This window comes from [Empedobacter] haloabium (assembly GCA_008011715.2).
Classification (GTDB): domain Bacteria; phylum Pseudomonadota; class Gammaproteobacteria; order Burkholderiales; family Burkholderiaceae_D; genus Rugamonas; species Rugamonas haloabia.
The window spans coordinates 1,375,624-1,401,642 of the sequence record CP136508.1 but is presented as its reverse complement, the minus strand read 5'-3'; the positions used below and the strand labels follow the sequence as shown (position 1 = coordinate 1,401,642).

23 protein-coding genes are annotated in these 26,019 nt (G+C 67.9%); 9 read left to right on the top strand and 14 right to left on the bottom strand.

All coding sequences use genetic code 11. From position 1 onward, the window contains the following. The first annotated feature begins 14 nt into the window (after positions 1-14). Entirely contained in the window at positions 15-1,145 is a 1,131-nt protein-coding gene (locus tag E7V67_006135) for a hypothetical protein (protein WUR14684.1), read from the top strand. Positions 1,146-1,340: 195 nt separating this feature from the next. Here E7V67_006135 and E7V67_006130 read toward each other — a convergent pair whose 3' ends face one another. Genes E7V67_006130 through E7V67_006120 form a run of 3 tightly spaced genes read right to left on the bottom strand, consistent with a single transcriptional unit; the run spans position 1,341 to position 3,343 of the window. Then, entirely contained in the window at positions 1,341-1,655 is a 315-nt protein-coding gene (locus E7V67_006130) for a chaperone modulator CbpM (GenBank protein WUR14683.1), read from the bottom strand. 3 nt (positions 1,656-1,658) lie between these two features. Beyond that, positions 1,659-2,585, bottom strand: coding sequence for a DnaJ C-terminal domain-containing protein (locus tag E7V67_006125; GenBank protein WUR14682.1), 927 nt, complete (start codon positions 2,583-2,585; stop codon positions 1,659-1,661). Between the two features lie 59 nt (positions 2,586-2,644). Then, complete coding sequence (locus tag E7V67_006120; GenBank protein WUR14681.1) at positions 2,645-3,343, bottom strand: beta/gamma crystallin-related protein; 699 nt, start codon at positions 3,341-3,343, stop codon at positions 2,645-2,647. Positions 3,344-3,520: 177 nt separating this feature from the next. On the opposite strand from E7V67_006120, the gene E7V67_006115 reads away from it, so the two are divergent. Both E7V67_006115 and E7V67_006110 read left to right on the top strand, forming a co-directional pair. Beyond that, complete coding sequence (locus E7V67_006115) at positions 3,521-4,915, top strand: MATE family efflux transporter (GenBank protein WUR14680.1); 1,395 nt, start codon at positions 3,521-3,523, stop codon at positions 4,913-4,915. Between the two features lie 99 nt (positions 4,916-5,014). Beyond that, on the top strand, positions 5,015-7,228 hold the full coding sequence (locus E7V67_006110) for a S9 family peptidase (GenBank protein ID WUR14679.1): 2,214 nt from the start codon (positions 5,015-5,017) through the stop codon (positions 7,226-7,228). 284 nt (positions 7,229-7,512) lie between these two features. Here E7V67_006110 and E7V67_006105 read toward each other — a convergent pair whose 3' ends face one another. Further along, positions 7,513-7,725, bottom strand: coding sequence for a CsbD family protein (locus tag E7V67_006105; GenBank protein ID WUR14678.1), 213 nt, complete (start codon positions 7,723-7,725; stop codon positions 7,513-7,515). 158 nt (positions 7,726-7,883) lie between these two features. Continuing rightward, positions 7,884-9,908, bottom strand: coding sequence for a M13 family metallopeptidase (locus E7V67_006100; protein WUR14677.1), 2,025 nt, complete (start codon positions 9,906-9,908; stop codon positions 7,884-7,886). A gap of 250 nt (positions 9,909-10,158) precedes the next feature. On the opposite strand from E7V67_006100, the gene E7V67_006095 reads away from it, so the two are divergent. Both E7V67_006095 and E7V67_006090 read left to right on the top strand, forming a co-directional pair. Further along, a complete protein-coding gene (locus E7V67_006095) occupies positions 10,159-10,986 on the top strand; it encodes an HDOD domain-containing protein (protein ID WUR14676.1) in 828 nt (275 codons plus the stop codon). Between the two features lie 235 nt (positions 10,987-11,221). Next, positions 11,222-11,464 carry a flagellar protein FliT gene (locus E7V67_006090; protein ID WUR14675.1) on the top strand — a complete coding sequence of 81 codons (243 nt, stop codon included), beginning with the start codon at positions 11,222-11,224 and terminating at the stop codon, positions 11,462-11,464. Between the two features lie 59 nt (positions 11,465-11,523). On the opposite strand, the gene E7V67_006085 is transcribed toward E7V67_006090, so the two are convergent. Next, entirely contained in the window at positions 11,524-13,047 is a 1,524-nt protein-coding gene (locus E7V67_006085; GenBank protein WUR14674.1) for a hypothetical protein, read from the bottom strand. A gap of 134 nt (positions 13,048-13,181) precedes the next feature. On the opposite strand from E7V67_006085, the gene fumC reads away from it, so the two are divergent. The 4 genes from fumC (at position 13,182) to E7V67_006065 (ending at position 18,174) form a co-directional block, all read left to right on the top strand. After that, positions 13,182-14,579, top strand: a complete 1,398-nt coding sequence (fumC, locus tag E7V67_006080; protein WUR14673.1) for a class II fumarate hydratase — start codon at positions 13,182-13,184, stop codon at positions 14,577-14,579. Positions 14,580-14,681: 102 nt separating this feature from the next. Continuing rightward, a complete protein-coding gene (locus tag E7V67_006075) occupies positions 14,682-14,918 on the top strand; it encodes an RNA-binding S4 domain-containing protein (protein ID WUR14672.1) in 237 nt (78 codons plus the stop codon). A 68-nt stretch (positions 14,919-14,986) separates the two neighbouring features. Continuing rightward, positions 14,987-15,271, top strand: a complete 285-nt coding sequence (locus E7V67_006070) for a hypothetical protein (GenBank protein ID WUR14671.1) — start codon at positions 14,987-14,989, stop codon at positions 15,269-15,271. A 236-nt stretch (positions 15,272-15,507) separates the two neighbouring features. Beyond that, positions 15,508-18,174: a M1 family metallopeptidase gene (locus E7V67_006065; protein ID WUR14670.1), complete on the top strand. Its 2,667-nt coding sequence runs from the start codon at positions 15,508-15,510 to the stop codon at positions 18,172-18,174. A gap of 177 nt (positions 18,175-18,351) precedes the next feature. Here E7V67_006065 and E7V67_006060 read toward each other — a convergent pair whose 3' ends face one another. From E7V67_006060 to E7V67_006025, 8 genes are all read right to left on the bottom strand, one after another. Further along, entirely contained in the window at positions 18,352-20,604 is a 2,253-nt protein-coding gene (locus E7V67_006060) for a PAS domain S-box protein (protein WUR14669.1), read from the bottom strand. 65 nt (positions 20,605-20,669) lie between these two features. After that, entirely contained in the window at positions 20,670-22,307 is a 1,638-nt protein-coding gene (locus tag E7V67_006055; GenBank protein ID WUR14668.1) for a DUF692 family protein, read from the bottom strand. A gap of 1 nt (position 22,308) precedes the next feature. Further along, a complete protein-coding gene (locus E7V67_006050) occupies positions 22,309-22,572 on the bottom strand; it encodes a DUF2282 domain-containing protein (protein WUR14667.1) in 264 nt (87 codons plus the stop codon). 59 nt (positions 22,573-22,631) lie between these two features. Beyond that, on the bottom strand, positions 22,632-22,826 hold the full coding sequence (locus E7V67_006045) for a YjfB family protein (protein WUR14666.1): 195 nt from the start codon (positions 22,824-22,826) through the stop codon (positions 22,632-22,634). A 33-nt stretch (positions 22,827-22,859) separates the two neighbouring features. Next, positions 22,860-23,408 (bottom strand): molybdopterin-guanine dinucleotide biosynthesis protein B, encoded by a 549-nt coding sequence (mobB, locus tag E7V67_006040; protein ID WUR14665.1) that lies wholly within the window; start codon positions 23,406-23,408, stop codon positions 22,860-22,862. A 65-nt stretch (positions 23,409-23,473) separates the two neighbouring features. Next, a complete protein-coding gene (locus E7V67_006035; protein WUR14664.1) occupies positions 23,474-23,650 on the bottom strand; it encodes a hypothetical protein in 177 nt (58 codons plus the stop codon). A gap of 81 nt (positions 23,651-23,731) precedes the next feature. Continuing rightward, positions 23,732-24,451: a general secretion pathway protein GspB gene (locus E7V67_006030; protein ID WUR14663.1), complete on the bottom strand. Its 720-nt coding sequence runs from the start codon at positions 24,449-24,451 to the stop codon at positions 23,732-23,734. After that, complete coding sequence (locus E7V67_006025; protein ID WUR14662.1) at positions 24,451-26,001, bottom strand: AAA family ATPase; 1,551 nt, start codon at positions 25,999-26,001, stop codon at positions 24,451-24,453. The genes E7V67_006030 and E7V67_006025 overlap by 1 nt, the downstream gene beginning before the upstream one ends. Between the last annotated feature and the right edge of the window lie 18 nt (positions 26,002-26,019).

The following is a 26,019-nucleotide window of genomic DNA, read 5'->3' as shown; positions in this document are numbered from 1 at the left end:
AACAAGGAGATGACATGACGAACAATCTGGACAAGGTCGGCGGCAACTATCACTCGGGAAAAGCGGAGGATGCGGGCTACAAGGCCGAAAGCGGCAATCATGCGGCCGGCATCCAGGCCAACGACAACCCCGCGGTCAACCGCGAACCGAATATCGGCAACCACGGCGGCAACCTGCAGAGCAGCGCCGCCGGCAGCTCGGGAGGAATGGACATGGCAACGGACCAATCGATCGGTGGTGAAGGCGCACAGGACGGCATTCGCGGTACGCCGTCGGGCACAGCAGGCGGCCAGAGCGGCCAAGGCATTAATCAAGGCAATAAGCAAGGCAACAAGCAAGGCACCCAGCAAGGCGGCGCCAGCCAGCAGAGTGCACAGGGAGGCGGGAACCAGTCCGGCCAGTCCGACTATCTCGGCGGCTCGCCGCAGGGCCAGGGCGGCGTCGGCAGCCAGCCTTCGGGCAACCAGATGTCGACCAACCAGTCGGGCAGCCAGTCCGGCGACATCGCCGAGAAGCTGCAGGGCGGGCCGGAAAACCAGCAGGGCTCCGGCCAGGGCCTGCAGGGTGGCCCGGGCAGCCGCGATGCGCTGAGCCGCGTGCAGGACCAGAAAGGCGGTCCGGGCAGCCGGCAATCGCAGGACCAGTCGCAAAGCCAGCAGTCGCACGTCGACAAGAACCACCAGGGTCACGGCCACGGCGGCCAGCACTCGGGCGGCATGGGCGGCGAACGGGGTGGCGACCTGCACAATGTGGGCACGGGCCAGAGCGGCATGACGGGCCGCGGCGGCATGGGCGGCAACGAGGGGTCCATGCAGTCCGATACGCCAAGCCGCAACGGCGATGCCAGCGGCAACCTGCAGGCATCAAGCGACGACCTGGGCCTGGACGCGGGCACGCAGATGGGCGGCGAGCGCACCGGCATGGGCAACCGCGGCAGCAACCAGCAGTCCGACAAGTCGGCCAACACGCAAGGCGGCAGCGGCAACCAGACCACGCCGAACAACCGCACTGACAACGAGCAGGCCGACCGCCACCTGGGGATGCAGGGGGCTGGCGGCGAGCGCGGGCACGATGTCGATGACGTGGGCAGCCGGCAGTCGGGCGGTGGCGGCTCCCGTGGTGGGGACGTGGACGATCAGCGTTGATGACCCGTGGTGTCAGGCACCTATCTCGGGGTCTTCCGACCCCGAGATAGGTGCCTGACACCGGTGTTTCCTGGCTTTGCTGGGACGCTCGCTAGACCCGTGGTGTCAGGCACCTGTCTTGGGGCCCTGCGGCCCCAAGACAGGTGCCTGACACCGGTGTTTGTGCCACGCTGGCGGTTCAGCCAGACTTCGGGGTCAGTCCCTTGCAGGGACTGACCCCAGCATCCGCCGCAGCCGCCGGATCTCCTCGGTGAGATCGACCACCAGCGCGGCCACCTCCTCGTTCGCGTCGAAATCGCGCTCCACCTGCAGCAGCCGGCGCGCGCGCACCAGGTCCACGCTGGTGAAGCGCCATGTTTCCGGCGCGGCCTCGCTGCCGCCCAGCAGGATGCCGGTGCGGACCCGCTGCACGATCCAGTCCGGCTCGACGGCGCAGGCGCACGCCAGTTCTTCCAGTGTCAGCGCAGCGTCTTCCAGCAGCACGCCGCGGATCAGAGTTTCCCTTTCCATGGCTTAGCTCCCCAAGCGGGCACGCGGGTCGAACTTCAGTTCGCGTGCCATCTGTTCGTACAGCGCGCGCGCGCCGGCCGTGTCGGCCGGCGGCAGCGCCACTTCCAGCACCAGGTACAGGTCGCCCGCCGTGGCCGAGCCGGCGGCGGGAATGCCGCGGCCCTTCAGGCGCAGCTTGCGGCCCGTCTGCGAGCCTGGCGGCACCGTCACGGTCACGCGGCCGGACGGCGTGGGCACGTCGATCTGCGCGCCCAGCATCGCTTCCCACGGTGCCACCGGCACCGTCTCGTGCACGTCGCGACCGTCGATGCGGTAGCGCGCATCCGGCGCGAACTCGATTTCCAGGTACACATCGCCGGCGGCGCCGCCGCCCGCGCCGGGCTGGCCCTGCCCCGCCAGCCGCAATTGCTGGCCGGCCGTGACGCCTTTCGGGATGGTGACGTCGAGCGTGCGTTCGCGCGTGATCACGCGGCCCTGGCGGTCGTGTTCCGGCACACGCAGGGTCACGGTGCGGGTGGCGCCGTGGTAGCTCTCCTGCAGGGTGATGCGGATGGTGGCGTGGCTGTCTTCGCCGCGCGAGTGGACGGTGTGGCGGCGCCGCCCGCCCACGTGGGCGAACAGGTCCTTGAAGAAGTCGCTGTCGTCGGCGCCGGAAGATTCGAAGCCGGCGCCCCAGCCGGGCGGCGGGCGAAAGCCCTGGCCGGCGGCGCCGCGCGGCGCCTTGCCCAGTTCGTCGTAGGCGGCACGCTTTTCCGGGTCGCCCAGCACGCCGTAGGCTTCGTTCAGTTCCTTCGTTCTCGCATCCGCGTTGGCTTCCTTGCTCACGTCCGGATGGTACTTGCGCACGAGCTTGCGGTAGGCCTTCTTGATGTCGTCGTCGCTGGCCGTCTTCGGCACGCCCAGCGTCGCGTAGTAGTCCTTGTATTCCACGATATGCTCTCCAGGTCAGGCTCCTGAAGAGCATAGGTTACAACAAAACGGCTGGTGTTTCAGCGCACCCGGCGCAGTGACGACAGGCGGTTGTTCAGGCCTTCCAGGTATTCGTAGCGGCCCGGCCCGAACACCAGGCACTGGCCGCGGAAGTCGGCATGCTCGCACAGCTGCCAGGTGCCCTCGCGGATGATCAGCGAACCGGCACGGTCGTTGAAGCTGGCGTCGTTCAGCGTGCGCACGTCGCCGTTGATGCCGACCGCGCGGCCTTCGAAGCCCTGGCCCGCATACAGCACGACGGCCTCGCGCTGGCCACCCCAGCGGCGGGTATCGTCGCGGCGGCCGCCGCGGTCGCCGTCGCGCCAGTCGTCCCGGCCTTCGCGCGCGCCTTCGTTCCAGCCTTCGCGGCGGTCGTCACGGCCGTCGCCGTCGCGGTCGCGCCAGCCGCCGCGCATCTGCACTTCGCGCGCCGACGAAATGCTGTTGTTGAAGCCTTCCAGGCGCGCGTATTCGCCACGACGGAACACGGCACAATGGCCACCGAAATTCTTGTGTTCGCACACTTCCCAGGCGCCGGAATGGACGACGATGCTGGACACGCGGTCGTTGAAGCCGAAATCGCGGAAGTCCGAAGCGTCGTTGCGCAAGGTGACCTCGTTGCCGCGGAAGCCGTGGCGCTCGTACAGGGTCAACTCCCCGGCGTGGGCGACATGGGACAGCAGCGTGGTGGTGGCAAGCGCGGCGAACAGGCGTTTCATCAGGAACTCCATCGGTATTGTTATGGGTGACAGGCACAGAACGCGGCAGTCGCGCCACGCGTGGACGCGGCGTTGTAACAAATTCCTACCGCGACCGCAAGGGCGGCGCCGCGGCGCGGCCGCCACGGATCGCGCCGAATGGGTAAAATCATGTCCCTGTCCAGTCACCGATGCCCCATGCCTTACTCGTTCACGCTCCCCAATATCCGCCGCGAAGCCTACAGCCTGTGGCAGCTGGCCTGGCCCGTGCTGGTCGGCCAGCTGGCCACCGTCGGCATGGCGGCGGCGGACGTGGCGATGACGGGCCACACCAGCGCGGCCGAACTGGCCGCCGTGTCGCTGGGCGCCTCGGTCTGGTCGATCGTCCTGCTCACCGTCAGCGGCACCATGATGGCGATTAATACCGTGGTCGCACACGAGGTGGGCGCCGGCGCCTTCGAGCGGATTCCGCACACGGTGCGCCAGGCCCTGTGGAAGGCGGCCGGCGTCGGCCTGATCGCGGCGCTGCTGGCCAACCTGTCCACGCTGCTGTTCGACCACCTGTACCTGGAGCCGGAAGTGAACGCGCGCGCTTCGATGTTCGTGCACATCATCAGCGTCGGCCTGATACCGTTCGCCGCCTACCGCGCGCTGTACGGCTACAGCGCCAGCATCAACCACACCAAGCCCGTGATGGTGATCGCCATCCTGGGCTTGTTGCTCAACGTGGCGATAAACTGGGTGCTGGTGTTCGGCCACTTCGGCGCGCCCAAGATGGGCGCGCTGGGCTGCGCCATCGCCACCGCCGCCGTCGTCTGGTTCGACCTGCTGGCGATGCTGGTCTGGGTGCGCATTGCACCGGCCTACCGCCAGACCTACCCGTTCACGCGCTGGGAATGGCCGCACTGGCCGGAGATCTGGAGCATGCTCAAACTGGGCGTGCCGATCGGCGTCACCTATTTCGCCGAGGTCTCCGTGTTCGGCGCCGTCAGCCTGCTGATCGCGCGCTTCGGCGTCGTCACCGTGTCGGCGCACCAGATCGCGCTGAACTTCTCGTCGCTGACGTTCATGGTGCCGCTCTCGTTCGGCATCGGCATGATCGCGCGCGTGGGCCAGGCGCTGGGCGAAGGCAATCCGCAGCGGGCGCGCTTCGCCTCCATCGTCGGACTGTCGATGTCGGTCGGCTTCGCCGTGCTGTCGGCCGTGTTCATCGCGCTGTTCCGGCACCAGATCGCGGCCATCTACACGTCCGACCCGGCCGTGCGCGAGCTGTGCGCGCACCTGCTGCTGTTCGCCGCGCTGTTCCAGCTGTCCGACGCGGCGCAGGTGGCGGCATCGTGCGCCATCCGCGGCTACAAGGTGACGCGCGCGCCGATGGTGATCCAGCTGATCGCGTTCTGGGGCGTGGCCCTGCCGCTGGGCTGCGTGCTGGGCCTGGCGCCGCAGTGGATTCCGTTCGCCCCGGCCACGCCGATGTCGGCCGCCGGCTTCTGGATCGGCCTGGTGCTGGGCCTGACGGTGGCGGCCGTGCTGCTGTCGACCTACCTGCTGCGGCTGTCGCAGCGGCGCGCGCTGGCGGGCGCCGAACAATAGTCGGCACAGCGGGCTGTAATACGAACGTTCGCGCGTGGTCAGCGGGGGCCGAGTCTGGTATTGTCTCGCGGTCCTCACTCATCCATATTTTGTTCACCCATGCGCTTCATACTCAGCTTCCTGGCCCTGCTGGCCGCCGGCTCGGCATCGGCCGAGCGTCTCACCCTCGACCGCATCTATGACGATCCCGCGCTGGCCGGCCCCGGCGTGCGCGCGCTGAAGGTCGCGCCCGATGGCGCGCGCGTGACGTTCCTGCGCGGCCGCGAGGACAACCAGTTCCAGCTGGACCTGTGGGAGTTCAACATGAAGGACAAGTCGACCCGCCGCCTGGTCGACTCGAAGACGCTGGTACCGAGCGAGAACCTGTCGGATGCGGAGAAGGCCCGCCGCGAGCGCGAGCGCACCGCCAGCCTGAAAGGCATCATCAGCTACAGCTGGTCGCCGGACGGCAAGCGCCTCCTGGTGCCGATCGCCGGCAACCTGTACCTGATCGACGTCGCCAAGCCCGATGCCGCGCGGCTGGTCGCCTCGGGCAACGTGACGGATCCGAAGATCTCGCCCAAGGGCAAATACGTGTCGTTCGTGCGCGACCAGAACCTGTACGTGATCGACCTGGCCACTGGCAAGGAAAAGGCCCTGACGACGGACGGCAAGGGCACGCTGCACAACGGCGAGGCGGAATTCGTGGCGCAGGAGGAGATGCACCAGTTCACCGGCTACTATTGGGCGCCGGACGACTCGGCCATCGCCTACCGCCGCTATGACGAGGCGCAAGTGCCGGTGGCGCGCCGCTTCGAGATCTATGCCGACCGCACCGACGTCGTCGAGCAACGCTATCCGGCCGCCGGCGACAAGAACGCCATCGTCGGCCTGCGCATCGTCTCGCCAAGCACCGGGGCCACGCGCGAGGTGGACCTGGGCCCGGACCAGGACATCTACCTGGTGCGCGCCGACTGGACGGCCGACAGCCGCCAGCTGGTGTTCCAGCGCCAGACGCGCGACCAGAAGAAGCTCGAGCTGATCGCCGTGGACGCGGCCACCCTGGCGCAGCGCGTGCTGGTGACGGAAACGGCGAGCACCTGGACCCGCATCAACGACGACCTGCGCTTCCTGGCCGACGGTTCCGGCTTCGTGTGGGCGTCCGAGCGCAGCGGGCGCAATCACCTGTACCTGTTCGACATGAACGGCAAGGTGAAGCATGCGCTGACGCAGGGCGACTGGCGCGTCGACAACCTGCTGGCGCTGGACGAAAAGGCCGGCAAGGTCTACTTCGCGTCGAACAAGGACGCGATTCCGGACAAGCAGGCCTACGTCGTCAAGCTCGATGGCAGCACGGCCGCGCAGCCCAAGCGCGTGACGCAGGCGGACGGCTGGCACGAGACCAGCTTCGCCCGCAACGGCGAGGTGTTCGTCGACACGTGGTCCGATCCGGCCAACCCGCCCCAGGTCTCCATCCGCAAGCCGGACGGTTCGATGGTGACGTGGCTGCAGCATAACGAGGTTACGCCGTCCCATCCCTACTACAAGTACAAGTCCGATCACCTGCCGACCGAGTACGGCACGCTCAAGGCGAAGGATGGCCAGACCCTGTACTGGTCGATGATCAAGCCGTACCGCTTCGATGCGGCCAAGAAGTACCCGGTCTACCTGTCCACCTACGGCGGCCCGGGCGCGCAGCACGTGACGCGCCGCTGGGGCGACACGTTCGACCAGTACATGGCGCAGCAGGGCTATGTGGTGTTCCGCCTGGATAACCGCGGCTCGTCACGGCGCGAACGCGTGTTCGCCGACGCGATCTACCGCAACCTCGGCAAGGTCGAGGTGGAAGACCAGCTGACCGGCATCGAGTGGCTGGGCAAGCAGGGCTTCGTGGACCCGAAACGCATCGGCGTGTATGGCTGGAGCTATGGCGGCTTCATGACGCTGCGCCTGCTGTCGCAGGCTTCGGACAAGATCGCGGCAGGCGTGTCGGGCGCGCCGGTGACGGACTGGAAGCTGTACGACACGCACTACACGGAACGCTTCATGGACCGCCCGGCCGACAATCCGGAAGGCTACCGGGACAGCACGGTATTTGCCCACGTGGACGGGCTCAAATCCAAGCTGCTGCTGATCCACGGCATGGCGGACGACAATGTGCTGTTCACCAACAGCACCAAGATGATCGACGCGCTGGTCAACCGCGGCGTGCAGTTCGAACTGATGACCTACCCGGGCGCCAAGCACGGGGTGTCGAACCCGGCGCAGAAGCGGCACGTGCAGAAGTATATCGATGCGTTCTTCCGCAAGAACCTGCGGCCGGAGTCGGACTGACGGCGGCGCTTGAGGGCTTGGGGTCTGTCCCCGGTAAGTGACGGCGGTAACGAAGGTCGCAGGCCCTGCCAGGGGACTGACCCCGGTTTTCGGCAGCGACCTTACATCATCGGTTGCGCCAAACCGCCGGTACGCATGCGTCAGCGATGAAAACCGGGGTCAGTCCCCTGGACACGCGAGTGGCTGCCTCGTCGGCCATCACTTACCGGGGACAGACCCCAACAGCAACAGCACCAACAAAAACAGCCGCAAACGCGGCTGTTTTCATTGCGGCCTGGGCCACCTTACATGCGGTTGCCGCGGTCGATCGTCGAATCGTCGTCCAGTGCGTCATCCACGGCTTCGCGGGCGTCGCCCACCTTCTTCTGCAGCTTGCCTTCAGCCTGGTTTTTCAGGCCCTTGGCCTGCTGCTTCGAGCTGCCCACCAGCTCACCGGCCTCTTCCTGCACCTTGCCGCCGATTTCCTTTGCCTTGCCTTTGATCTGATCGCTGTTCATGGTCAAACTCCTCAATGTTGCGGCCTGCGGACCACGGCGGTCCGCGCCTTTTGCGGCTTGCGCTGCGTAGCGCGAGTCGTTGAGTAAATGATACGGACAGCAAGTGTTTCCGTCCGTACGTTTCCTAACATTGAGAAGCGATAACTTCCACGGCCGGGTTACCAGACCCGTACGCGCTGTTCCGGCGGCAGGTACAGGGCCTGGCCCGGCTGCACGTCGAAGGCGCGGTACCAGGCGTCCAGATTGCGCACGGTATAAGTGCGCCATTTCGGCGGCGCGTGGCCGTCCGTGGCGATCTCGTTGCGCAGCGCCGCCTCGCGCGTCATGCTGCGCCAGCTCTGCGCATAGCCCAGGAAGAACTCGCGGTCGGCCGCCGCGGTCGCGTTGCCTTCCCCCAGCGAGGCGTGGAACCCGTCCAGCGCGGCGGCCAGCCCGGCCAGGTCGGCCAGGTTCTCCGACAAGGTCAGTTGGCCGTTCAGCTTCAGGTCGGGAAACGCGCGGTAGGCGTCGTATTGCGCCACCAGCCGGGCCGAGGCCCGCTTGAAGTGGGCCGCGTCCGCCGGCGTCCACCAGTCGCGCAGGCGCCCTTTCGCATCGAACTGGGCGCCCTGGTCGTCGAAGCTGTGGCTGATCTCGTGGCCGATCGTCGCGCCGATGCCGCCATAGTTGCGTGCATCGGGGGCGTCCGGATCGAAATACGGCGGCTGCAGGATCGCGGCCGGGAAGTTCAGCGCGTTCTGCATCGGCATGTTGACGGCATTGACCTCCTGCGGCGGCATCGACCACTCGGTCGGGTCCACCTTCGTGCCCAGCTTGGCCAGCTGGCGGCGGTAGTGGAACTGCTCGCTGCGCACGGCGTTGCCGAAGGCGTCGTCGGGACGGATCACCAGGCCCTCGTAGCCCATCCATTTCTCCGGGTAGCCGACGCCCACGTAGAGCGCGTCCAGCTTGGCCTGCGCTTCACGCTTGGTCGAAGGGGCCATCCAGTCCAGCTGCTCGATGCGGCGGCGGAACGCGGCCACGATATTGCCGACCATTTGCTGTACCCGCGCCTTCGCCTCGGGCGGGAAATGGGTTTCCACGTACATCCTGCCGACCGCTTCCGGCAACGCGTCGTTGACGGCGGCCAGGGCGCGGCGGCGGCGCTCGGACAGCTGCGGCGTGCCCTCCAGCGTGCGGCCATAGAACGCGAAGCGCTGCTCGACAAAAGCGCGCGGCAGCTTCCCGCCATACCGGTTGACGGCATGAAAGGCGAGCCAGTCGCGCCAGGCCTGCAGCGGCGCCTGCGCCACCAAGGCGGCCGCGCCCTTGACCGCGCCCGGATGGTAGACGATGAACCGCGGCTGCCCGGCCAGCCCGGCCGCGTCGAAGAAGGCCGGCCAGTCCATGCCGGGCGCCCGGGTGGCAAAATCGCGCGCCGTCCACGGATTATTGGCCTTTTGCACGTCCGCCGAGGCTTCGCGCGACGCATGGGCGCGCGCCAGCTGCCGTTCCAGCTCGACCACACGGGCCGCGCGCGCCTGCGTGTCCGCATACCCGGCCAGGCGCAGCATGCTGGCGACATGGCCATGGTAGGCGCGGCGCAGCTGCGCCATGCGCGCGCCCCGCTCCAGGTAGTACGAGCGGTCCGGCAGGCCCAGCCCGCCCTGCAGCAGGTACGGCACATAGTTGTCCGGATCCGTCAGGCCTTGGGCGACCCACAGGCCGAACAGATTCTCGGTCTGGAAGTTGGTGGCGTTCAATGGATCGACATCGGCGCGCAGGCTCGCGCCCAACGCCCGGGCCAGCTGGTGGCGGTCGCGGATGGCGGCGATCTCCTCCAGCAGCGGCCGCAGCGGTGCCGTGCCGCGCGCCTCGATACCGGCTTCGTCCATGAACGCGCGATAGTAATCGACGACGCGGCGCACGTCGCCCGTCGCTTCGCGCGCACTGGCCTGCTCAATCAGGCGCGCGACGCGCCGGTCGGTTTCGGCGCTGACCGCATAGTCGGCACCCCAGCCGTCCCGGTCCGGCGGGATGGTCGTCGCGGCCAGCCAGTCACCGTTGGCATAAGCATAGAAATCGTCGCCGGGCAGGACCTGGCTGGAAGCGGTGGCGGAGGCGACCGACAAGGCGGTACAGAGCGCCAGCGCGGCCAGGGACAGGCACGCCCGGCGGCGGGAAAAAGCGGGGATGACAGACATCGAAGAAATCCGGTTGATGAGGAGCGCATGAGGCGCAGGAAGCCAGCTTGCACTGTAGCGTATCGGCGGGCTGGCCGGCGGCCGTGTGCGACAGGCTGCGCCATGGGCCGACAGACCGCTGTAAAGTGATACTGCGCGGCTGGAAGCATCTTGCCACCTCCAGGCATAAACTGCTTCTGCCGGACTCGGATTCCCTATATAGTTCAGTTAAATATTCACGTACGGCAACATCGAAGACAGGAGACGCGCGATGACACTGCAGGAATTGTTCGATAACCCGACCGCGTTGCCGACAGCGCCCAAGGTCGTGCAAGACCTGATCCAGAGCTTCGACAAGGCCTCGGTCTCGACCGAGGACGTGGCGAAGAAAGTCGCGCTGGACCCGGTGCTGAGCGCCAAGCTGCTGCGTCTGGCGAACTCGGCTTACTACAATGTGTCGCGCAGCATCGGCACCGTCGAGGATGCCGTGCTGATGCTGGGCTTCGTTGCGGTACGTACGCTCGTCATCAGTTCCGGGCTGGTCAACGGTTTCAAGGCCGTGAGGGGGCTGGATCTGCAGCAGTTCTGGCGCTACAGCATGCATACGGCCGTTGCCGCCAAATGGATCGCCCGCAAGACACGCGACAACCAGGAGCTGGCGTTCACCATCGGCATGATGCATGCGATCGGCGAGCTGCTGATCCATTCGGCCATCCCGGACCAGGCCCAGGCGCTCGACCGCGATACGCCACCGCTGGACGCGCGCCGCCTCGACGTGGAAAAGGCAGCGTTCGGGTTCGGCTATGCGGACGTGGGCGCGGAGCTGGCGCGCCGCTGGCAATTCCCGGCCATCTTCTCGGACGCGATCGAGGCCATCCCCGCACCGCTGGCGCATCCTTCCGTGGACCGGCTGGCCGCCGTCGTGCACCTGGGTGCGTGGCGCGCCCGTGCGCTGCTGGAGGAAAAAACCGGCGAGCAACTGGCCGCGTCCCTGCCGCGCGACGTGGCTCAGGCGATCGGCCTCGATCCCGACTTGCTGCTGGACGAGATGCCGCCCCTGGACGAGCTGAGCGCGGGCCTGGAAGAGATGTTCCGCTAACAAGGGTTTTCTATAGCATGCCGGGATGACAAAGCGCACTCCGGCTGCCGCCTCGGCGCGAGGCCGTCCCGCCCTGCGCGTGCCCCTTTCAATGCCTAAAAGGCAAGCCCGAAAATAATTCAAAAAATTTTTTCAAAAACCCTAAAGTTCCGCCAAGGCCTGACGTTAATCCAGACAAGCGGTACTCCATCGACGTTTTTGAAGGCTAGCCATGACCTCCACCGAAGTTCTCTCCATGTACGAAAACATTGCCGGCTTGACGGGCAAGATGGCGGTGGCGGCGCAGATCGGCGACTTCGACGCATTGGACCGGCTGGAGAATCAGTGCGCTGCGGCTGCGGTGCCGGCCATCGGCGGCGTGACCAAGCTGGAAGGCGCGGCACGCCAGCGCAAGATCGACCTGCTCAAGCAGATTCTCGCCAACGACCGCGCCGTGCGCGACGTGACCGAACCATGGATGGGCCGGCTGAACGGCTAAGTTCCCTCCTTCCAAAAAAAAGCGCCCGCCGGGCGCTTTTTTTTATTGCCCGCGCGGCATCACGCGGCTTTTGCCTCGGCTGCGGCCTCCGCCGATTCCGCTTCTGGGCCATCCTCCTCCGCAGCGGCCGCCTCGGCGATTGCCTTCTTGCGCCAGCTCTGCCATACCTTGATCTGTGCCTTCGCGTTCTTGGCGTTGCGGCGCCGAACGAAGTGGATGATGACGCCCAGCACCGCCAGCAGCGCCATGCTGCCGCCGGCGATCATCGTCAGCACCTTGGGGCGCGACATCTTCTTGTCCTTGACGGGCTCCTCCACTGGCGCCGGTGCCGGCTTCGGCTCGGCGGCCTTGGCCTCCGGTTTGGCATGCGCCGGCTGGGCGGCGACGGGCTCCTCCACCGTTGCCACGGCCGGATGCGCCTCGCTCTTCGGCTTCGCTTCCGTAGAGCTCCGGGCATCGGTGATCTTGCCGGCGGCAGTACGGCCGGGCGCTTCCGCGACCGGCAGCGCCGGCGCCGCGGGCGGTGCCGCTGCGGCGGCTTTCGGCGCGACTGGTGCCGCTACCGGCGCAGCCGCGGGTGCCGCCACTTGGGAACTCTTTACCATGCTCTGCAAGGTTTTCAGCTTGGCTTCCAGCTCGGCCAGCTTCTTCAGCATGGCCTTGTCTTCCACAGGCTGCGCCGCCTTGGCGGGCGCCGGCTTCGGTTCAGGCCGCTGCGCCACCGGTTTCTCCGCTGGCTTCTCGGCTGGTTTCTCGGCCACCTTCTCTACCGGCTTCGACACCACTGGCTTGTCTTTCGGCTCGGCCTCGGCCTCGGCCTCGGCCTTGGCCTTGGCCTTGGTCTGCGCCGGCTTGTCCGTCTTCTTCTCTGTTACCGCTGGCTTGTCGGCCTTGACGGCATCCTTGGTCGCCGGCTCGGTGGCGTGCTTCTCCTCCGCCGGCGCTTTGACCACCGGTGCCGGCTTCGCGGCCCGCGCGGCAAACGCGCGCTCGACAGCCCCCAGCAACTCGGCATCGGCGCGCGTGGCCTGCTTGCCCGGTACGCCCGCGGCGGCCAGCTGGATGCTGATGCCGCCTGGACGGGTGGCCGGTCGTTTCGGTTCCGGTGCCGGCAACACGGCAGCGGGCTCGGGTACGGGTACCGGCGGCGCGGTCACGATGCGCGTCGGCTGGGGTACCGGCGCGGGCGGCGCCGGCGTCAGCCACAGCGTCACGCCGCGCACGCTCTGGCGTCCCCCGCTGGACAGCTCGAAATACAGGTGCAGCAGTTCCGACTGGACCGGAGCGCTGGTCGTCAGGTGCAGCGTACGGCGCGCGTCGCGCTTGACGATGCCGATGGTCATACCGGCCAGCGCCGGATTCATGGGCACGTTCGCCCCCTGGAACACGTCGCGGCTGGCGAGGCGGGCCTGCAGGTCGGCCAGGTCCTGCGGCGTCAGGTCGGCAAGTTCCACATCCGCCACCAGAGGTTGCCCGATGTGCGAACGCACCGTCGCATCGCCCAGCTCGGCGGCGCAAACGCTGTTGGCTCCCAATCCAAGGACCAGGGCGGCAAGGGGCAGAAGCTTGAACGTGATCGGCATGGCAATAAATTCTTTCCCGCTGGTAAGACTTAACCCTATTACGGCCGGATTCGCGATTTTTGTAGTGCTCCGCCGGAATTTCTTCACTGCGCTACACTGGAACGAGCAAAACACAACATTAATAAAGGAACAGCATGGACAGCAGAATCGAACGCGACAGTTTCGGCCCCATCGACGTGCCGGCCGACCGCTTGTGGGGAGCGCAGACGCAGCGCTCGCTGCACCACTTCCACATTTCCACGGAACGCATGCCCCCCGAGCTGATTGCCGCGCTGGCCCAGGTCAAGCGCGCCGCCGCCCGCGTCAATGTCGACCTGGGCGTGCTGGACACGGTGAAGGCGGACGCCATCACCCAGGCGGCGGATGAAGTGCTGGCCGGCAAACACGCCGAAGAATTCCCGCTGGCCGTGTGGCAGACCGGTTCCGGCACGCAGTCGAACATGAACATGAACGAGGTGCTGGCCAACCGCGCTTCCGAACTGCTGGGCGGTGTACGCGGCGAGGAGCGCAAGCTGCACCCGAACGACGACGTCAACAAGGGCCAGTCGTCCAACGACATCTTCCCGACCGCCATCCACGTCGCCGCCGCCACGGCTGTCGCCACGAACGTGCTGCCGGCGCTGCGCCAGCTGCGCGCCACGCTGGACGCCAAGGCAAAGGCGTTCGCCGACATCGTCAAGATCGGCCGCACCCACCTGCAGGATGCGACGCCGCTGACCCTGGGCCAGGAATTCTCCGGCTACGTGGCCCAGCTGGACCATGCGGAGCGGGCGCTCACCAACGCCCTGCCCGCCGTGCTGGAACTGGCCGCCGGCGGCACGGCCGTGGGCACGGGCCTGAACGCCCATCCCGAATACGCGACGCGCATCGCGGCCGAGCTGGCTTCCCGCCTGGCGCTGCCGTTCCGCAGCGCCGACAACAAGTTTGCCGCGCTGGCCGGGCACGAAGCCCTGCTGGCCGCGCACGGCGCGCTGAAGACGCTGGCCGGCGCATTGTTCAAGATTGCCAACGACGTGCGCTGGATGGCCTCCGGCCCCCGCTCCGGCCTGGGCGAGATCACGATTCCGGAGAACGAACCGGGCAGCTCGATCATGCCGGGCAAGGTCAACCCGACGCAGTGCGAGGCCGTGACGATGCTGTGCTGCCAGGTGTTCGGCAACGACGTCGCCATCACGCTGGGCGGCGCTTCCGGCAATTTCGAGCTGAACGTCTACAAGCCGCTGCTGGCGCATAATTTCCTGCAGAGCGCGCGGCTGCTGGCGGATGGCATGCGCAGTTTCGACGAGCACTGCGCCCGCGGCATCGAGCCCAACCGCGAGCGCATCGGCGAGCTGATGGAACGCTCGCTGATGCTGGTGACCGCGCTGGCGCCTCACATCGGGTATGATCGCGCCGCCCAGATCGCCAAGAAAGCCCAGCACGAGGGCACGACGCTGCGCGACGCCGCGCTGGCGCTGGGTTACGTGACGGCCGAACAATTCGAGCAGTGGATCGTCCCGCTGGCGATGACGCAACCGGGCGCGAGCGGCTGACGGCCCGCCCCGCGCACCGCATAGGCACGTCAGTTAGTAACATATTTACAACATTCCCCTGTCAAACTTTGCGTGCGCGGGATCAGTTTCAACGAGGATAGAATGCAAAAAGTAGAATTTGAATTAACATCTGAATACATCGAGCTGAACCAGCTTCTGAAGGTGGTTGGCTTGTGCGACAGCGGTGGTGCCGGCAAGCAGATCGTCGCCAGCGGTCAGGTCCGCGTGGACGGCAAGCAGGAACTGCGCAAGACGGCCAAGATCCGCGCCGGCCAGCAGGTGACGCTGGGCGATGTGCGCATCGTCGTCATCGGTGAAAGCGGTGCCGACGGGGCTTGATTTGCCGCAACCCGTGCAGCCCTGTCGCAGCTATATTTACAATCCAGCAGCTAACACGGGGAAACATCATGGAAGGCTCCGACACCAAAATCGTCACCCAACAGCGCCTGATCGGCGATCTGCGGCAGGTCATCGAGAACGCGGAAGACCTGTTGAAGAACACGGGACATTACGATCACGGCCTGTACCACACGGCCCGCAACAAGCTGGCCCAGGCGCTGGCCGTTGCCAACGAGGAACTCGAACGCTGCGAGGAAGCCCAGCTGGTGCGCATGCTGGATGCGACCGAGCAGGCCTGCCGGTTGCATGGCGACCGCACCGGCGAGCAGAAGGTATTGCGGGCATTCCACTAAGGACGCCTGGCCCGACTTCTCGGCGTGGCCGGTAGCTCCCGGCTTGCCCTCCTTGCCCATGCTTGCCCCCCCTATCTCTGCAAGCGATTCGGTAACGCGGATTGCGCCGGCAACCCTTGCAATGCCGGGCACCACGCCAGGCGCGCCGTTTTCGGTGCGCCGGCATAGCTCTTTCTAGCGATTCGAATGCAGCAAGAAGGCTGTAGCATCGGCGTTTTTCGAGCAAGGAACGCGCAATGCGAATCAGCCTGTTGAGTTTGGCCGTGGCCACGGCGCTCTCGTCGCCCCCTATCCTGGCACAATCGGCCGTGCCAGCCACCTTCAGCTTCGCCAAAGCGCCTGGGCGGCTGCCCAAGAACGTCGTTCCGATCCGGTACGACATCGCCCTGACCCCGAATACCGCTGCGCGCACCCTTGCCGGACATGAGTCGATCGTGCTCGACGTCATGGCGCCCACTGCGACCATCCAGTTCAACTCGCTGAACCAGAAGCTGAGCAACGTCCTACTCGACGGCAAGCCTGTCAAGGCGGTGGCGTCCAGCGACGAACGGCAGCTCACCACCGTCACGCTGCATTCCCCCGCATCGCGCGGCCGCCACACGCTCACGTTCGACTACACCGGCAAGATCCAGACCAAGCCGGTGGGCCTGTTCGCCCAGCAGTACAAGACGCCTGACGGGGTCCATGGCGAACTGCTCAGCACAATGTTCCAGGCCACCGACGCGCGCCGCATGTTCCCGTGCTGGGACGAGCCGGCGTTTCGCGCCGTGTTCAAGCTGACGGTGACCGTGCCCGCCAGCTGGGCGGTGTACTCGAACATGCCGCAAGCTTCACGTACGGTCGATGGCGCCCTTGCCACCACGAGTTTCGACGCAACGCCGAAGATGCCCACTTACCTGGTCGAATTCACAGGCGGGAACCTGGGCGAGATCGGCGCGGACCACAACGGCACGTACCTCAACGTCGTGACGGTCAAGGGCCAGGAAGAAGGCGGACGGTTCGCGCTGGCGACGGCACAACAGATCCTCGACGATTTCAATGACTACTTCGGCGTGAAGTATCCGCTGCCCAAGCTGACGTCGATCGCGCTGCCGGGCGGCTTCAGCGGCGGGATGGAAAACTGGGGCGCGATCACGTACAACGACCAGGCGCTGCTCATCACGCCGTCCAGTACCCTCAACGCCCGCCAGAAAGTGTTCTCGATCCAGGCGCACGAGATGGCGCACCAGTGGTTCGGCGACCTCGTGACGATGGGCTGGTGGGATGAGGTGTGGCTGAACGAGAGCTTCGCGTCCTGGATGGCGGCGCGCGAGACGGACCTGCGCAATCCCGCCTGGCGCTGGTGGGAGCAGCAGGACGAGAGCAAGGAAAATGCGATGGCCGCGGACGCGCGCGCCAGCGCACAGCCGATCCTCAAGCACGTGGTCAACGAACTCGATGCGTTGAACTCCTTCGATCCGGCCATCGTATACAGGAAGGGCCAGGCGGTGCTGCGCATGCTCGAAAACTACATGGGGCCGGACAACTTCCGCCAAGGCATCCGCAACTACATGAAGAAACATGCCTATTCGAACACGCTCGGCGGCGACTTGTGGCTGGCGCTCGATGCCGTCGGCATGAAAGGCGGCAAGGGCGGCAAGATCAGCGCCATCGCCACGTCGTGGACGACGCAGCCGGGCTTCCCGCTCGTGTCGGTGACGGCGACGTGCGGCGCGGACGGCAAGCGCACCGCCGCGCTGACGCAGCAGCGCTTCCTGCTGCAGGGACTGGAGGCAGGCCAAGGCAAGGGCCGCTGGCACGTGCCGCTGCAGGTACGCAGCGGCAGCGGCCCGGCGCAGGCGGTGCTCCTGAGCAGGGCGAGGCAGCAGATCGAAGCTGGCACCTGCCAGGACACGCTGACCGTGAACGCCGACGCGATCGGTTACTTCCGCGTCGCCTATGACCCGGCCACGCTGGCACGCAATACCAGCAGGTTCACCACGCTGACCGATGGCGACCGGATCGCCATGCTGGACGACCAGTGGGCGTTGGCGCAAGCCGGCGCGGCCCCGCTGCAAAGCTACCTGGATCTGGCCTGGGCCATGGGCGGCGTGCAGAACCCGCGTTCGTGGGAGCAGATCGCCGGCGTGCTGGCCACGCTCGAATCGTACCAGCGTGGCGCGCCCAGCCACGCCGCATTCACGGCGTATGCGCGCGAACTGGTCGGGCCGTTGGCGCGGCAGTTGGGCTGGGACCTACGTCCGGGCGACACGCCCGCCGTCCAGAACCTGCGTCGCACGTTGCTCGGCCAGCTCGGCATCTGGGGCGATGCCGCGACGATGGCCGAGGCGCGCAAGCGCTTCGCCGCGTTCGTGGCCGACCGCGAAGCTGTCGCGCCGGATGACCAGTTCATGGTCATGTCGATCGTCGCGTCGAGCGCTACGCCCGCCGAGTTCGAGCAGCTGCATGGTATCGCCAAGGGCGCGCGCAACGAAACGGAATTGCGGCGCTATTACCAGGCGCTGACGCTGGTGCGCGACCCGGCGCTGGCGCAGAAGGTCGGCGCCATGCTGATTTCCGACGAGATTCCGAAGCAGGCCGGTACGGCCCGCCTGCCGCTGCTGGCGCGGATGGTGGACGAGCACCCTCGACTGGCGTGGGACCTCTTCCAGCAGAACGTCGATGCGCTGCTGGAGCCTTACGCGCCGTTCGGGCTGACGTTCCTGTCGCAGGAAGCGCCCGAACTGTTCTGGCGCGCCGCGCCGCCGGAGCAACTGGAGGCGTGGTTCAAGCAGAAGGTCCCGGCGGACATGGCTGCGCAGCTGGCGCGCGGCCTGGAGACGGCGCGCTTCAAGCAAGCAGAAGCCGCCATGATGCGCGAGGCCGCCGCGGCGGCGGTGTCTGCGAAAGTGGCCGCGCGCTGAGCGGAGCGCCTCCCAGGCAGGAAACTTCATCCGGCCGTGGCCAGATGAAGTGCGCCACTTGGCTCCATGCCTCGACCTTTGCAGGACCGATGCTGGTCGCCAGCGCCGCGCGCAGCGCCGCAATGCGCACCGTCCGGTCAGTTTGTACACGGGGTTTTCCGATAGGCGATGCAATGGTCAGGCTGGCCCGGCGCCGCCGCGCACCTGCGCCAGGATGTCGCGCAGCCTGTCCATGGCGATGGGCTTGACCAGGTGGTGGTCGAAGCCCGCGGCCAGCGATTTCTCGCGGTCGCTGGCCTGGCCATAGCCGGTGACGGCGACCAGTACCACGCCGGCGGTCTCGCTGCGCGCGCGCAGGCGCGCGGCCAGTTCGTAACCGTCCATCTCCGGCAGGCCGATATCGAGCAGGCACAGTTGCGGCGGCCGGGCCAGCGCATGCCGCAACGCGCGGCTCGGCGAGTGCTCGACGGCGACCTCGTGGCCGCTGGACTCCAGCAGCATCGCCAGCATCTGCGCCGCATCGACGTTGTCGTCGACGACCAGGATGCGCAGCGCCTGCTGCGCCGGCAGCGCGAGCGCGACGGGCGCCGGTTCGGGCGGCGCGGCCGCGTGCAGGCGCGGCAGCACGATCGTGAAGCGGCTGCCCCGGCCCAGGCCGTCGCTGTGGCAATTGACGGTGCCGCCATGCAGCTCGACCAGGCTCTTGACCAGTGCCAGTCCAAGGCCCAGCCCGCCCATCGTCCGGTCCGCGCTCAGTTCGGCCTGCGCAAACAGCTCGAATGCCTGGCGCGTCATCGCCGGCGTCATGCCGATGCCGTTGTCGGCCACCTCGATGCGCACCTCGTCGGCACTGGCGCGTAGCGCCAGCGCGATATGGCCGCCCTGGTCGGTGAACTTGGCCGCATTGTTGAGCAGATTGGTCACGACCTGGACAAGACGCTTCTTGTCGCCCAGCACCAGCATGGCGTCCGGGCCCGCCAGGACGTCCAGCTGGTGTCGGCGCGCCTGCACCAGCGGCGCGGCCTGCTCGACAGCGTCGTGCACGACGTCGCCCAGATCGACCGGGATCTTGTCGAGCCTGATCAGGTTCTTCGACACGCGCGACATGTCCAGCAGCTCGTCGATCAGGTTGGTCATGTGGCCGATCTGGCGCTCGATGACCTGGCTGGTGCGCAGGATCGCTGGCTCGTCCAGCATGCGCGTCTGCAGCAGCTGGGTCGCGGCCTTGATCGGCGCCAGCGGATTGCGCAGTTCGTGCCCCAGCATGGCCAGGAAGTCGTCCTTGCGCCGGTCCGCCTCGCGCAACTGCTCTTCCGCCGCCTTGCGCGCGGTGATGTCGCTGGCCATGCCGATCCATTCGCGGATCGCGCCGGCGTCATCGAGGATCGGCACCGCGCGTGAGTAAGTCCAGCCACTGCTGCCGTCGGCCCGCAGCACGCGGTGTTCCAGCGCGAACGTGGCCTTGCCACGGATCGCGGCGTCGATGGCGGCGCGTGCGATGCCCAGGTCCTGCGGGTCCACGTAGTCCTCGATGCGATATTCGCCCAGCCCGCTCGCCGTTTTCAGGAAGCCGCGCCCATCCAGCTCGTGCATGATGCTCCAGTCGGGACTCATGCGGAAGACGACGTCCGAGGTCGCATTGGTCAGCGCCCGGAAGCGCAGCTCGCTCTCCGCCAACGCCATTTTCGCCATCTTCTGCCCGTGGATGTCGGTCGACGTGCCGAACCACCGCTCGATGACGCCGGCGCAATTGCGATATGGCTCGGCCAGCACGAGGAACCAGCGGTAGTCGCCGTCGCGGGAACGAATGCGATGCTCGACGTGGAAGACGCCGCCGTCCCGGTACGCCCGTTCCCATGCGACGAGCGTCGCCTCCCGGTCGGCCGGATGCACGAATTCGCCCGCCACGCTGGCGGGCGTGGAAGAGTCGATGTGCACGCCGGTGTAGTTGCGCCACTGGCGGTTGAAGTAGACCGCTTCGCCCGAGGCCTCGACGATCCAGACGATCTGCGGGATCGAATCGGCCATCATGCGGAACGTGCGCTCGCTTTCGCGCAAGGCCTGCTCCGCCTGCACTTGCGCCGTCACGTCGCGCAGATAGACCGCCAATCCCGCAGGCATGGGCTGCACGCGCATTTCGTGCCAGCCGCCCTGCACCGGATGACGGGCCGTCATCCCGGCCGGCGCGCCCTCGGCCATCGCGGTGCGGCAGAGCGCCTCGAAGGCGCTGCCGCGCAGGCCGACGTCGAGGTCCGATAGTTTGCGGCCCACCAGGTGGCCGGGGTCGGCGCCGAGGAACTGGCCGGCCTGGCGATTGACATAGGTGAAGGTCCAGTCCGCCGCAACGGCGAAAAATCCCTCCGAAATGCCTTCCAGGATCGCGATCGCTTCGTCGGCCAGGGGCGGCGCGCCGATGGAGCTGGCCTGCATGACGGATCCTTTCAATATTTCCAATCCCGGATTATAGGTCAGGGGACGGAATGTGTTCGCCATGTTCAGGCAAGTTCGGGTGGGCGCAGCCCGCTCCAGGCGCCGGCCGCGATCCAGTGCCGCAGCGCGCTGCCCATGTCGAAAGCCATGTCCAGTGCCAGCGCGGCATCGAGCGCCGGTCCGATCGCCTCCCCGGCCATCAGCCGCGCCAGCATGGCATGCCCGGCCGCTTGCTCCGGCCACACGGTTGGCCGCCAGCCGGGCCGGCATACCAGAGCACTGCTTGGCGCATCGATCTGCGGCAACGGCATGCCGCCGTCGGGCTGGTGCGCCAGCCACAGCGGGACCACGGCCCAGGGGGAGGTAAAGACGTGCGCGGCCGGATGCGGCACCAGCCGCGTGGCGGCGAACTGCTCCGGCGTCAGCGCGGCAAAGGCCGCACCGTCGAGTACCGGAGCATCGGGCGCGTAGTGGGCCCGGTGCAGCAGCCATTCCAGCCGGGCCATGTCGGGCAGGTACGGCAGGTCCGCCACGTGCGGGAAGGTCTCCAGGAATGCGGCGAAGCCGGCGCCGAAAGCGTTCAAGTCGCCCTGCGCCGACGGATGGGCCGCGCCATACTCGGCGGCCAGTGCGGCGAAAAACTCGGCGCCGACCAGTTGACCGATCACGGGATAGGCGGCAGCCAGCGCCTTGTGCCAGCTGCCCAGCAGGTTGCCCCGGTAGATCGCCATGCGGGCGGCAACGTCGGCGGCGCGCAGGTCGGCAGCCACCGCTTCGGTGCGCGCCGGTTCCAGCACGGCGGCGGCAAAGCGTTGTTGCAGTCCGTCCGGCATCGTAGCTGCCGCCTGTACGGACGGGCTCGGCCGCCATGGCTGCGTGCGCGCGGGCGCGTGACCCGCGGCCAGCCGGTCGGCCCGCTCCGCCTGCGCCCGCAGCACCGCCAGCGGCGGCACGTCGTTGTCCCATTCGACCAGGGTCGGCACGGCACCGAAGCGGCGCAGCGCCGCCTCGTACAATTGCCAGACCGGCTCGGCGACCGCACTGCCATGGTCGTCGATGACGGCGCCCGGCGTGACGCGGTGGCCGCCCAGGTGGATCTCGCCGACGAGCCCAGGCTCGATGGCTGCCAGCGCCGCCTGCGCGTCCTCGCCGTGGTTGCACTGGTTGACGTACAGGTTGTTGATGTCGAGCAGCAGTGCGCAGCCGGTGCGGCGCGCCAGCGCGGCCAGGAAAGCGGCCTCGCTCATCGTATCGGCGTGGAAGCGCACGTAGCTCGACACGTTCTCGACCAGGATCTGGCGCCCCAGTGCATCCTGCACGCGCGCCACCCGCTCGCTCAGCAGGTTCAGCATCGCGTCGTCCAGCGCCAGCGGCAGCAGGTCGTGCAGGTGCCGGCCGGGCACGCCCGTCCAGCTGAGGTGCTCGGAGACCAGCACCGGCTCGATGCGGCGCACCAGCTCGCGCACGCGGGCCAGGTGGGCGGCGTCGATGCCGTGCGCGCTGCCCAGGCCCGTGGCGACGCCGTGCAGGCTGACCGGATAGTCGCGCCGCAGCGTCGCCAGCACATGGGCGTCCCAGCCGCCGCGCTCCAGGTAGTTTTCCGTGTGGACTTCGAGCCAGCCGACGGCCGGGCGGCCGTCCAGGAAGTCACGGTAGTGCGGCACACGCAGGCCGACACCGGCCCACGCGGGCAGCGCCGCCATCTTATTGCGCTGGCGGCGGCGTGGTCTTGCCGCCCAGTTTCTCGCAGGTGCCCTTGGCTACCCACTTCCACTCGGTCGGCGCGTTGTCGGTTTTCGCTTGCGAAGAACAGCCGTGCGCGCCGTCCGCCGAGCCGCAATCGTTCTGGCCGGCCTTGGCGACGCCGTAGCAGCGTTCCTTTTCAGCGTTGTCGGCCGTCGGGGTATGGGCGCTCGCGCTGGCGCAAACGGTGGCCAGCGCGGCGGCCAGCAGGGCTTGCTTGTTCATCGTTTTCCTCTCGTGGCGGGCGGCGGATGCTGCCCAGGAAGAGCGATTCTAATGAAAAGTCAGGCCGTCGTGTTGACGTGATTGCCCAGGTGCGGCGGCAGGTTGGCGGCCGGCTGCGGCAGGGCCGCGATCAGCGCGGCGGCGCTGGCGGCCTGGGCCTCCTGCGCCTTCTTCAGCATCGTGATGCCGACTTCCTGCTTGACGCCCGTCTCGGCGATCGACGTCGCCAGCTTTGCAATACCCATTACATCCATGATCGCCTCCGTTTGCCTTGTGCCCTGTATCGGTTACGGCAGGTTGGCGGAAAACTTGAGGTCCAGCTGCCGGTCCAGCCAGGCCAGCACGGTTGCCGACGCGTTCAGGTCCAGCCAAGCCAGCTCGGGAGGCGCGTCGGCGGGACGGGGGCTGTCGGAGGCGACCGCCGCGATCAGCGGATCGTGGGGGTACAGCGGCGGCTGGCCGACGGCGGCGCGGTATACCTCCAGCTTAGGCAGCGGCCAGGACTTGAAGCCTTCCACCAGGGTCAGGTCGGCGGGAGCCAGCCGGGCCAGCTGCTCGTCCAGGCCGGGCTCGGGAGCGCCGCGCAACTCGTGCACGATGGCAAAGCGATACGGGGAAGCGACCATCACCTCGGCCGCGCCCGCCAGGCGCATGCGCGCGCTGTCCTTGCGTGGCGGCTCCAGTTCCAGGTCGTGGTGGCTGTGCTTGATGACGTTGACCTTCAGTCCCCGTCCCGCCAGCGCGGCGACGACGACTTCCAGCAGCGTGGTCTTGCCGCTGCCGGAGCGCCCGACGACGCCGATGACGCGCCGTGCCGGCGATTGTTCGCGATGCATCTGCCCTCCCTGTTGGTTTGCCGGCCATTATACCGAGCACGGAAGGGCGCGCCGGGCGCGCGGCGTCACTCGGGGCGGAACGGGCCGTCCTTGCCGCCGCCGGTGGCCAGGCAGATCAGCACGACGATGGCCAGCAGCACGATCAGGCTGCCGGGCTCCGTGGCGGCACGATCGGGCGAGATGGCGGCGGCGTGGGCGGGCAGCACGGCGGCGACCAGCAGGGACAACATGTTCAGCTTCATCGAAAACTCCTGTCGTATTTGCCAATACGACAAGCATGACGAACTGTTATGACGGCCCGATGACGGCGCAATCGTGCGTGGTCAGAACGATACGCGGTAGCGGTAGCCGCGGAAGCTGAACACCGCCCCTTTCGGCAGCAGCTTTTCCAGCACCAGCCCGGGCGCCACCTCGTCGCCTTCGCGGCGCAGTACCTTGTCGATCAGGATCAGCCGGTCGGCCGGGTTGGCCGAGTACATGTAGCCGTCCATCGAGAACGGCGGGATCGCGCGGCGGATCGGCTCGGGCAGGTCGGCCAGCGCCTGCGCCGGTTCCTCGGCCGGCTTCGCCGCCGGTGCGGCCGGCTCGGCCTTGGCCGGTGCTGCCGGTGCGGCGGCCGGCGGCGCGGCGACGACGGGCGATGGCGGCCCTGGCGGCGCGGAGGCAACGACGGGGGACGGCGGCACGGCCGGCGCAGCGGGAGGCGCGGCAGGCACCGTGCCCGGCGCGGCTGCGGGCGCGGCAATCGGCACGGTGGCGGTCGCCGCGCCCCTGGCTGCAACGACGTTGGCAGGGGCGGCCGCTGGCGCCGCCGTGGCCGCGGCCACGGGCGCCGGCGGCGTAACGGCCGGGGCCCGCTGCCACAGCACCGCGGCCAGCACCGCGATCGCGGCGGCCAGCGCACCGACGGCGGCCACCAGCGGCTTGCGCAGCATGGTGGCGCGCGGCGCCCCGCCCTCCAGCACGGGCGCATGGAGCGTCGGCGTGGCGCCCAGCTGGCGCTCCGCCTCGGCTTTTTTCAAGGCTTCGAGAATATAGGACATTATTTTCCTCCGGCGGCCAGGCGCGGCTCGCGCACGCCGGCCAGCTGGCTCAGGCGGATGAACGTCTTCGGCCCGGCCACCCCGTCCGCCTTCAGGTGTTGGGCGGCCTGGAATTCGCGCAGCCAGCGCAGCACGGCACCGTCCAGCGCCGCGCCCTCGCGCGGCGCGCTCTCGCCACGCTGCTCGGCCAGCCGCCGCGCCAGCCAGTCCACGTCCGGCCCGCGTGCGCCGGCGCCCAGCTCGTCGCGCCACGTTCTCTGGGCGCGCCAGAACGTCGTGTAGCTGCCGTCGTAGCGGCGTTCCAGCTCCGCCAGCGGCAGCCGCTGGCGCCGCCCGCCCAGCTCCAGCGTGGCCTGCTGGCCGTCCAGCGCCGTCAGCAGCGCATACGTGGGCGCCGTGGCACTGCCCAGCCGCAGCACGGCGGGCCGGTCGAGCCGGCGCAGTTCGTCCAGGCTGGCCCTACCCTGCAGGCAGCGCAAGTCCTCGCGCGCCGCGGTGGCGCAGGGCTCGCCGTGGCCGGGCGTGACACCCCACAGCCCGGCCAGCCGGTGCAGGTGGCCGTCGTAGTCGTCCGCCGCCAGCACCGGCACGGCAGGGGCGCCCTTGACGCTGGCCGGCTGCGCCACCGGCGCCGGCGCCAACTGCCACGCGGCGGCGGCCGTCAGCACCGCGCCGGTCAGCACACCGGCCGCGCCGATCAGCCAGGGCCGGCGCAAGGTGCGCGTCGCCTCGCCGCCGAACACCTCGGTGGCGGCGCGGCGCAGGATGCGGGCCGTCACCTGGCGCCGGTTCTCCACGTAGGCACCCAGCAGCGCACGGTCGCACAGCAGGTTGATGCGGCGCGGCACGCCCTTGGTCAGCTGGTGCACGAGTCCGCTCAATCCAGCCGGGAACGGCGACGGTCCCGTCGCGCCCGCGACAGCCAGCCGGTGCGCGATGTACTGCCCCGTCTCGTCCACCGTCAGCGAACCCAGGTGATAGCGCGCGATAACGCGCTGCGCCAGCTGCTCCAGCTCGGGCCGGGCCAGCATCGCGCGCAACTCGGGCTGGCCGATCAGGATGATCTGCAGCAGCTTGCGCTCGCTCGTCTCCAGGTTCGTCAACAGGCGCAGTTGCTCCAGCACGGCGGGCGCCAGGTTCTGCGCCTCGTCGATGACCAGTACGTTGTTCAGGCCCTGGGCGTGGTTGGCCAGCAGGTGGCGGTTGATCGCGTCGACGTAGCCCTTGATGCTGACCTTGTCGCCGCCGTCGGCCGGCAGCTCGATGCCCAGCTCGTCGCAGATCGACAGCAGCAGCTCCTCCACCGACAGCTTGGGATTGAAGATATAGGCCAGCCGGCAGTTGGCGGGAATCTGCTCGATGAAGCAGCGGCACACGGTGGTCTTGCCGGCGCCGATCTCGCCGGTCAGCAGCACGAAGCCGCCGCCGCTGCCGACGCCATACAGCAGGTGGGCCAGCGCCTCGCGGTGGCGCTCGCTCATGAACAGGTAGCGCGGGTCGGGCGCGATGGAAAACGGGGATTGTTTCAGCTGAAAATGTTGCGTGTACATGAACACCCTGTCGTTGGG

Bases quoted from the DNA above. Each gene is read 5' to 3' on its own strand.
- E7V67_006115 (WUR14680.1), top strand. From the start codon at position 3,521: ATGCCTTACTCGTTCACGCTCCCCAATATCCGCCGCGAAGCCTACAGC.
- E7V67_006075 (WUR14672.1), top strand. From the start codon at position 14,682: ATGCAAAAAGTAGAATTTGAATTAACATCTGAATACATCGAGCTGAAC.
- E7V67_006060 (WUR14669.1), bottom strand. From the start codon at position 20,604: ATGCAGGCCAGCTCCATCGGCGCGCCGCCCCTGGCCGACGAAGCGATC.
- E7V67_006035 (WUR14664.1), bottom strand. From the start codon at position 23,650: ATGAAGCTGAACATGTTGTCCCTGCTGGTCGCCGCCGTGCTGCCCGCC.
- E7V67_006045 (WUR14666.1), bottom strand. From the start codon at position 22,826: ATGGATGTAATGGGTATTGCAAAGCTGGCGACGTCGATCGCCGAGACG.
- E7V67_006085 (WUR14674.1), bottom strand. From the start codon at position 13,047: ATGCCGATCACGTTCAAGCTTCTGCCCCTTGCCGCCCTGGTCCTTGGA.
- E7V67_006025 (WUR14662.1), bottom strand. From the start codon at position 26,001: ATGTACACGCAACATTTTCAGCTGAAACAATCCCCGTTTTCCATCGCG.
- E7V67_006110 (WUR14679.1), top strand. From the start codon at position 5,015: ATGCGCTTCATACTCAGCTTCCTGGCCCTGCTGGCCGCCGGCTCGGCA.
- E7V67_006135 (WUR14684.1), top strand. From the start codon at position 15: ATGACGAACAATCTGGACAAGGTCGGCGGCAACTATCACTCGGGAAAA.
- E7V67_006090 (WUR14675.1), top strand. From the start codon at position 11,222: ATGTACGAAAACATTGCCGGCTTGACGGGCAAGATGGCGGTGGCGGCG.
- E7V67_006050 (WUR14667.1), bottom strand. From the start codon at position 22,572: ATGAACAAGCAAGCCCTGCTGGCCGCCGCGCTGGCCACCGTTTGCGCC.
- E7V67_006095 (WUR14676.1), top strand. From the start codon at position 10,159: ATGACACTGCAGGAATTGTTCGATAACCCGACCGCGTTGCCGACAGCG.
- E7V67_006120 (WUR14681.1), bottom strand. From the start codon at position 3,343: ATGAAACGCCTGTTCGCCGCGCTTGCCACCACCACGCTGCTGTCCCAT.
- fumC (WUR14673.1), top strand. From the start codon at position 13,182: ATGGACAGCAGAATCGAACGCGACAGTTTCGGCCCCATCGACGTGCCG.
- E7V67_006065 (WUR14670.1), top strand. From the start codon at position 15,508: ATGCGAATCAGCCTGTTGAGTTTGGCCGTGGCCACGGCGCTCTCGTCG.
- E7V67_006105 (WUR14678.1), bottom strand. From the start codon at position 7,725: ATGAACAGCGATCAGATCAAAGGCAAGGCAAAGGAAATCGGCGGCAAG.
- E7V67_006030 (WUR14663.1), bottom strand. From the start codon at position 24,451: ATGTCCTATATTCTCGAAGCCTTGAAAAAAGCCGAGGCGGAGCGCCAG.
- mobB (WUR14665.1), bottom strand. From the start codon at position 23,408: ATGCATCGCGAACAATCGCCGGCACGGCGCGTCATCGGCGTCGTCGGG.
- E7V67_006130 (WUR14683.1), bottom strand. From the start codon at position 1,655: ATGGAAAGGGAAACTCTGATCCGCGGCGTGCTGCTGGAAGACGCTGCG.
- E7V67_006055 (WUR14668.1), bottom strand. From the start codon at position 22,307: ATGGCGGCGCTGCCCGCGTGGGCCGGTGTCGGCCTGCGTGTGCCGCAC.
- E7V67_006100 (WUR14677.1), bottom strand. From the start codon at position 9,908: ATGTCTGTCATCCCCGCTTTTTCCCGCCGCCGGGCGTGCCTGTCCCTG.
- E7V67_006070 (WUR14671.1), top strand. From the start codon at position 14,987: ATGGAAGGCTCCGACACCAAAATCGTCACCCAACAGCGCCTGATCGGC.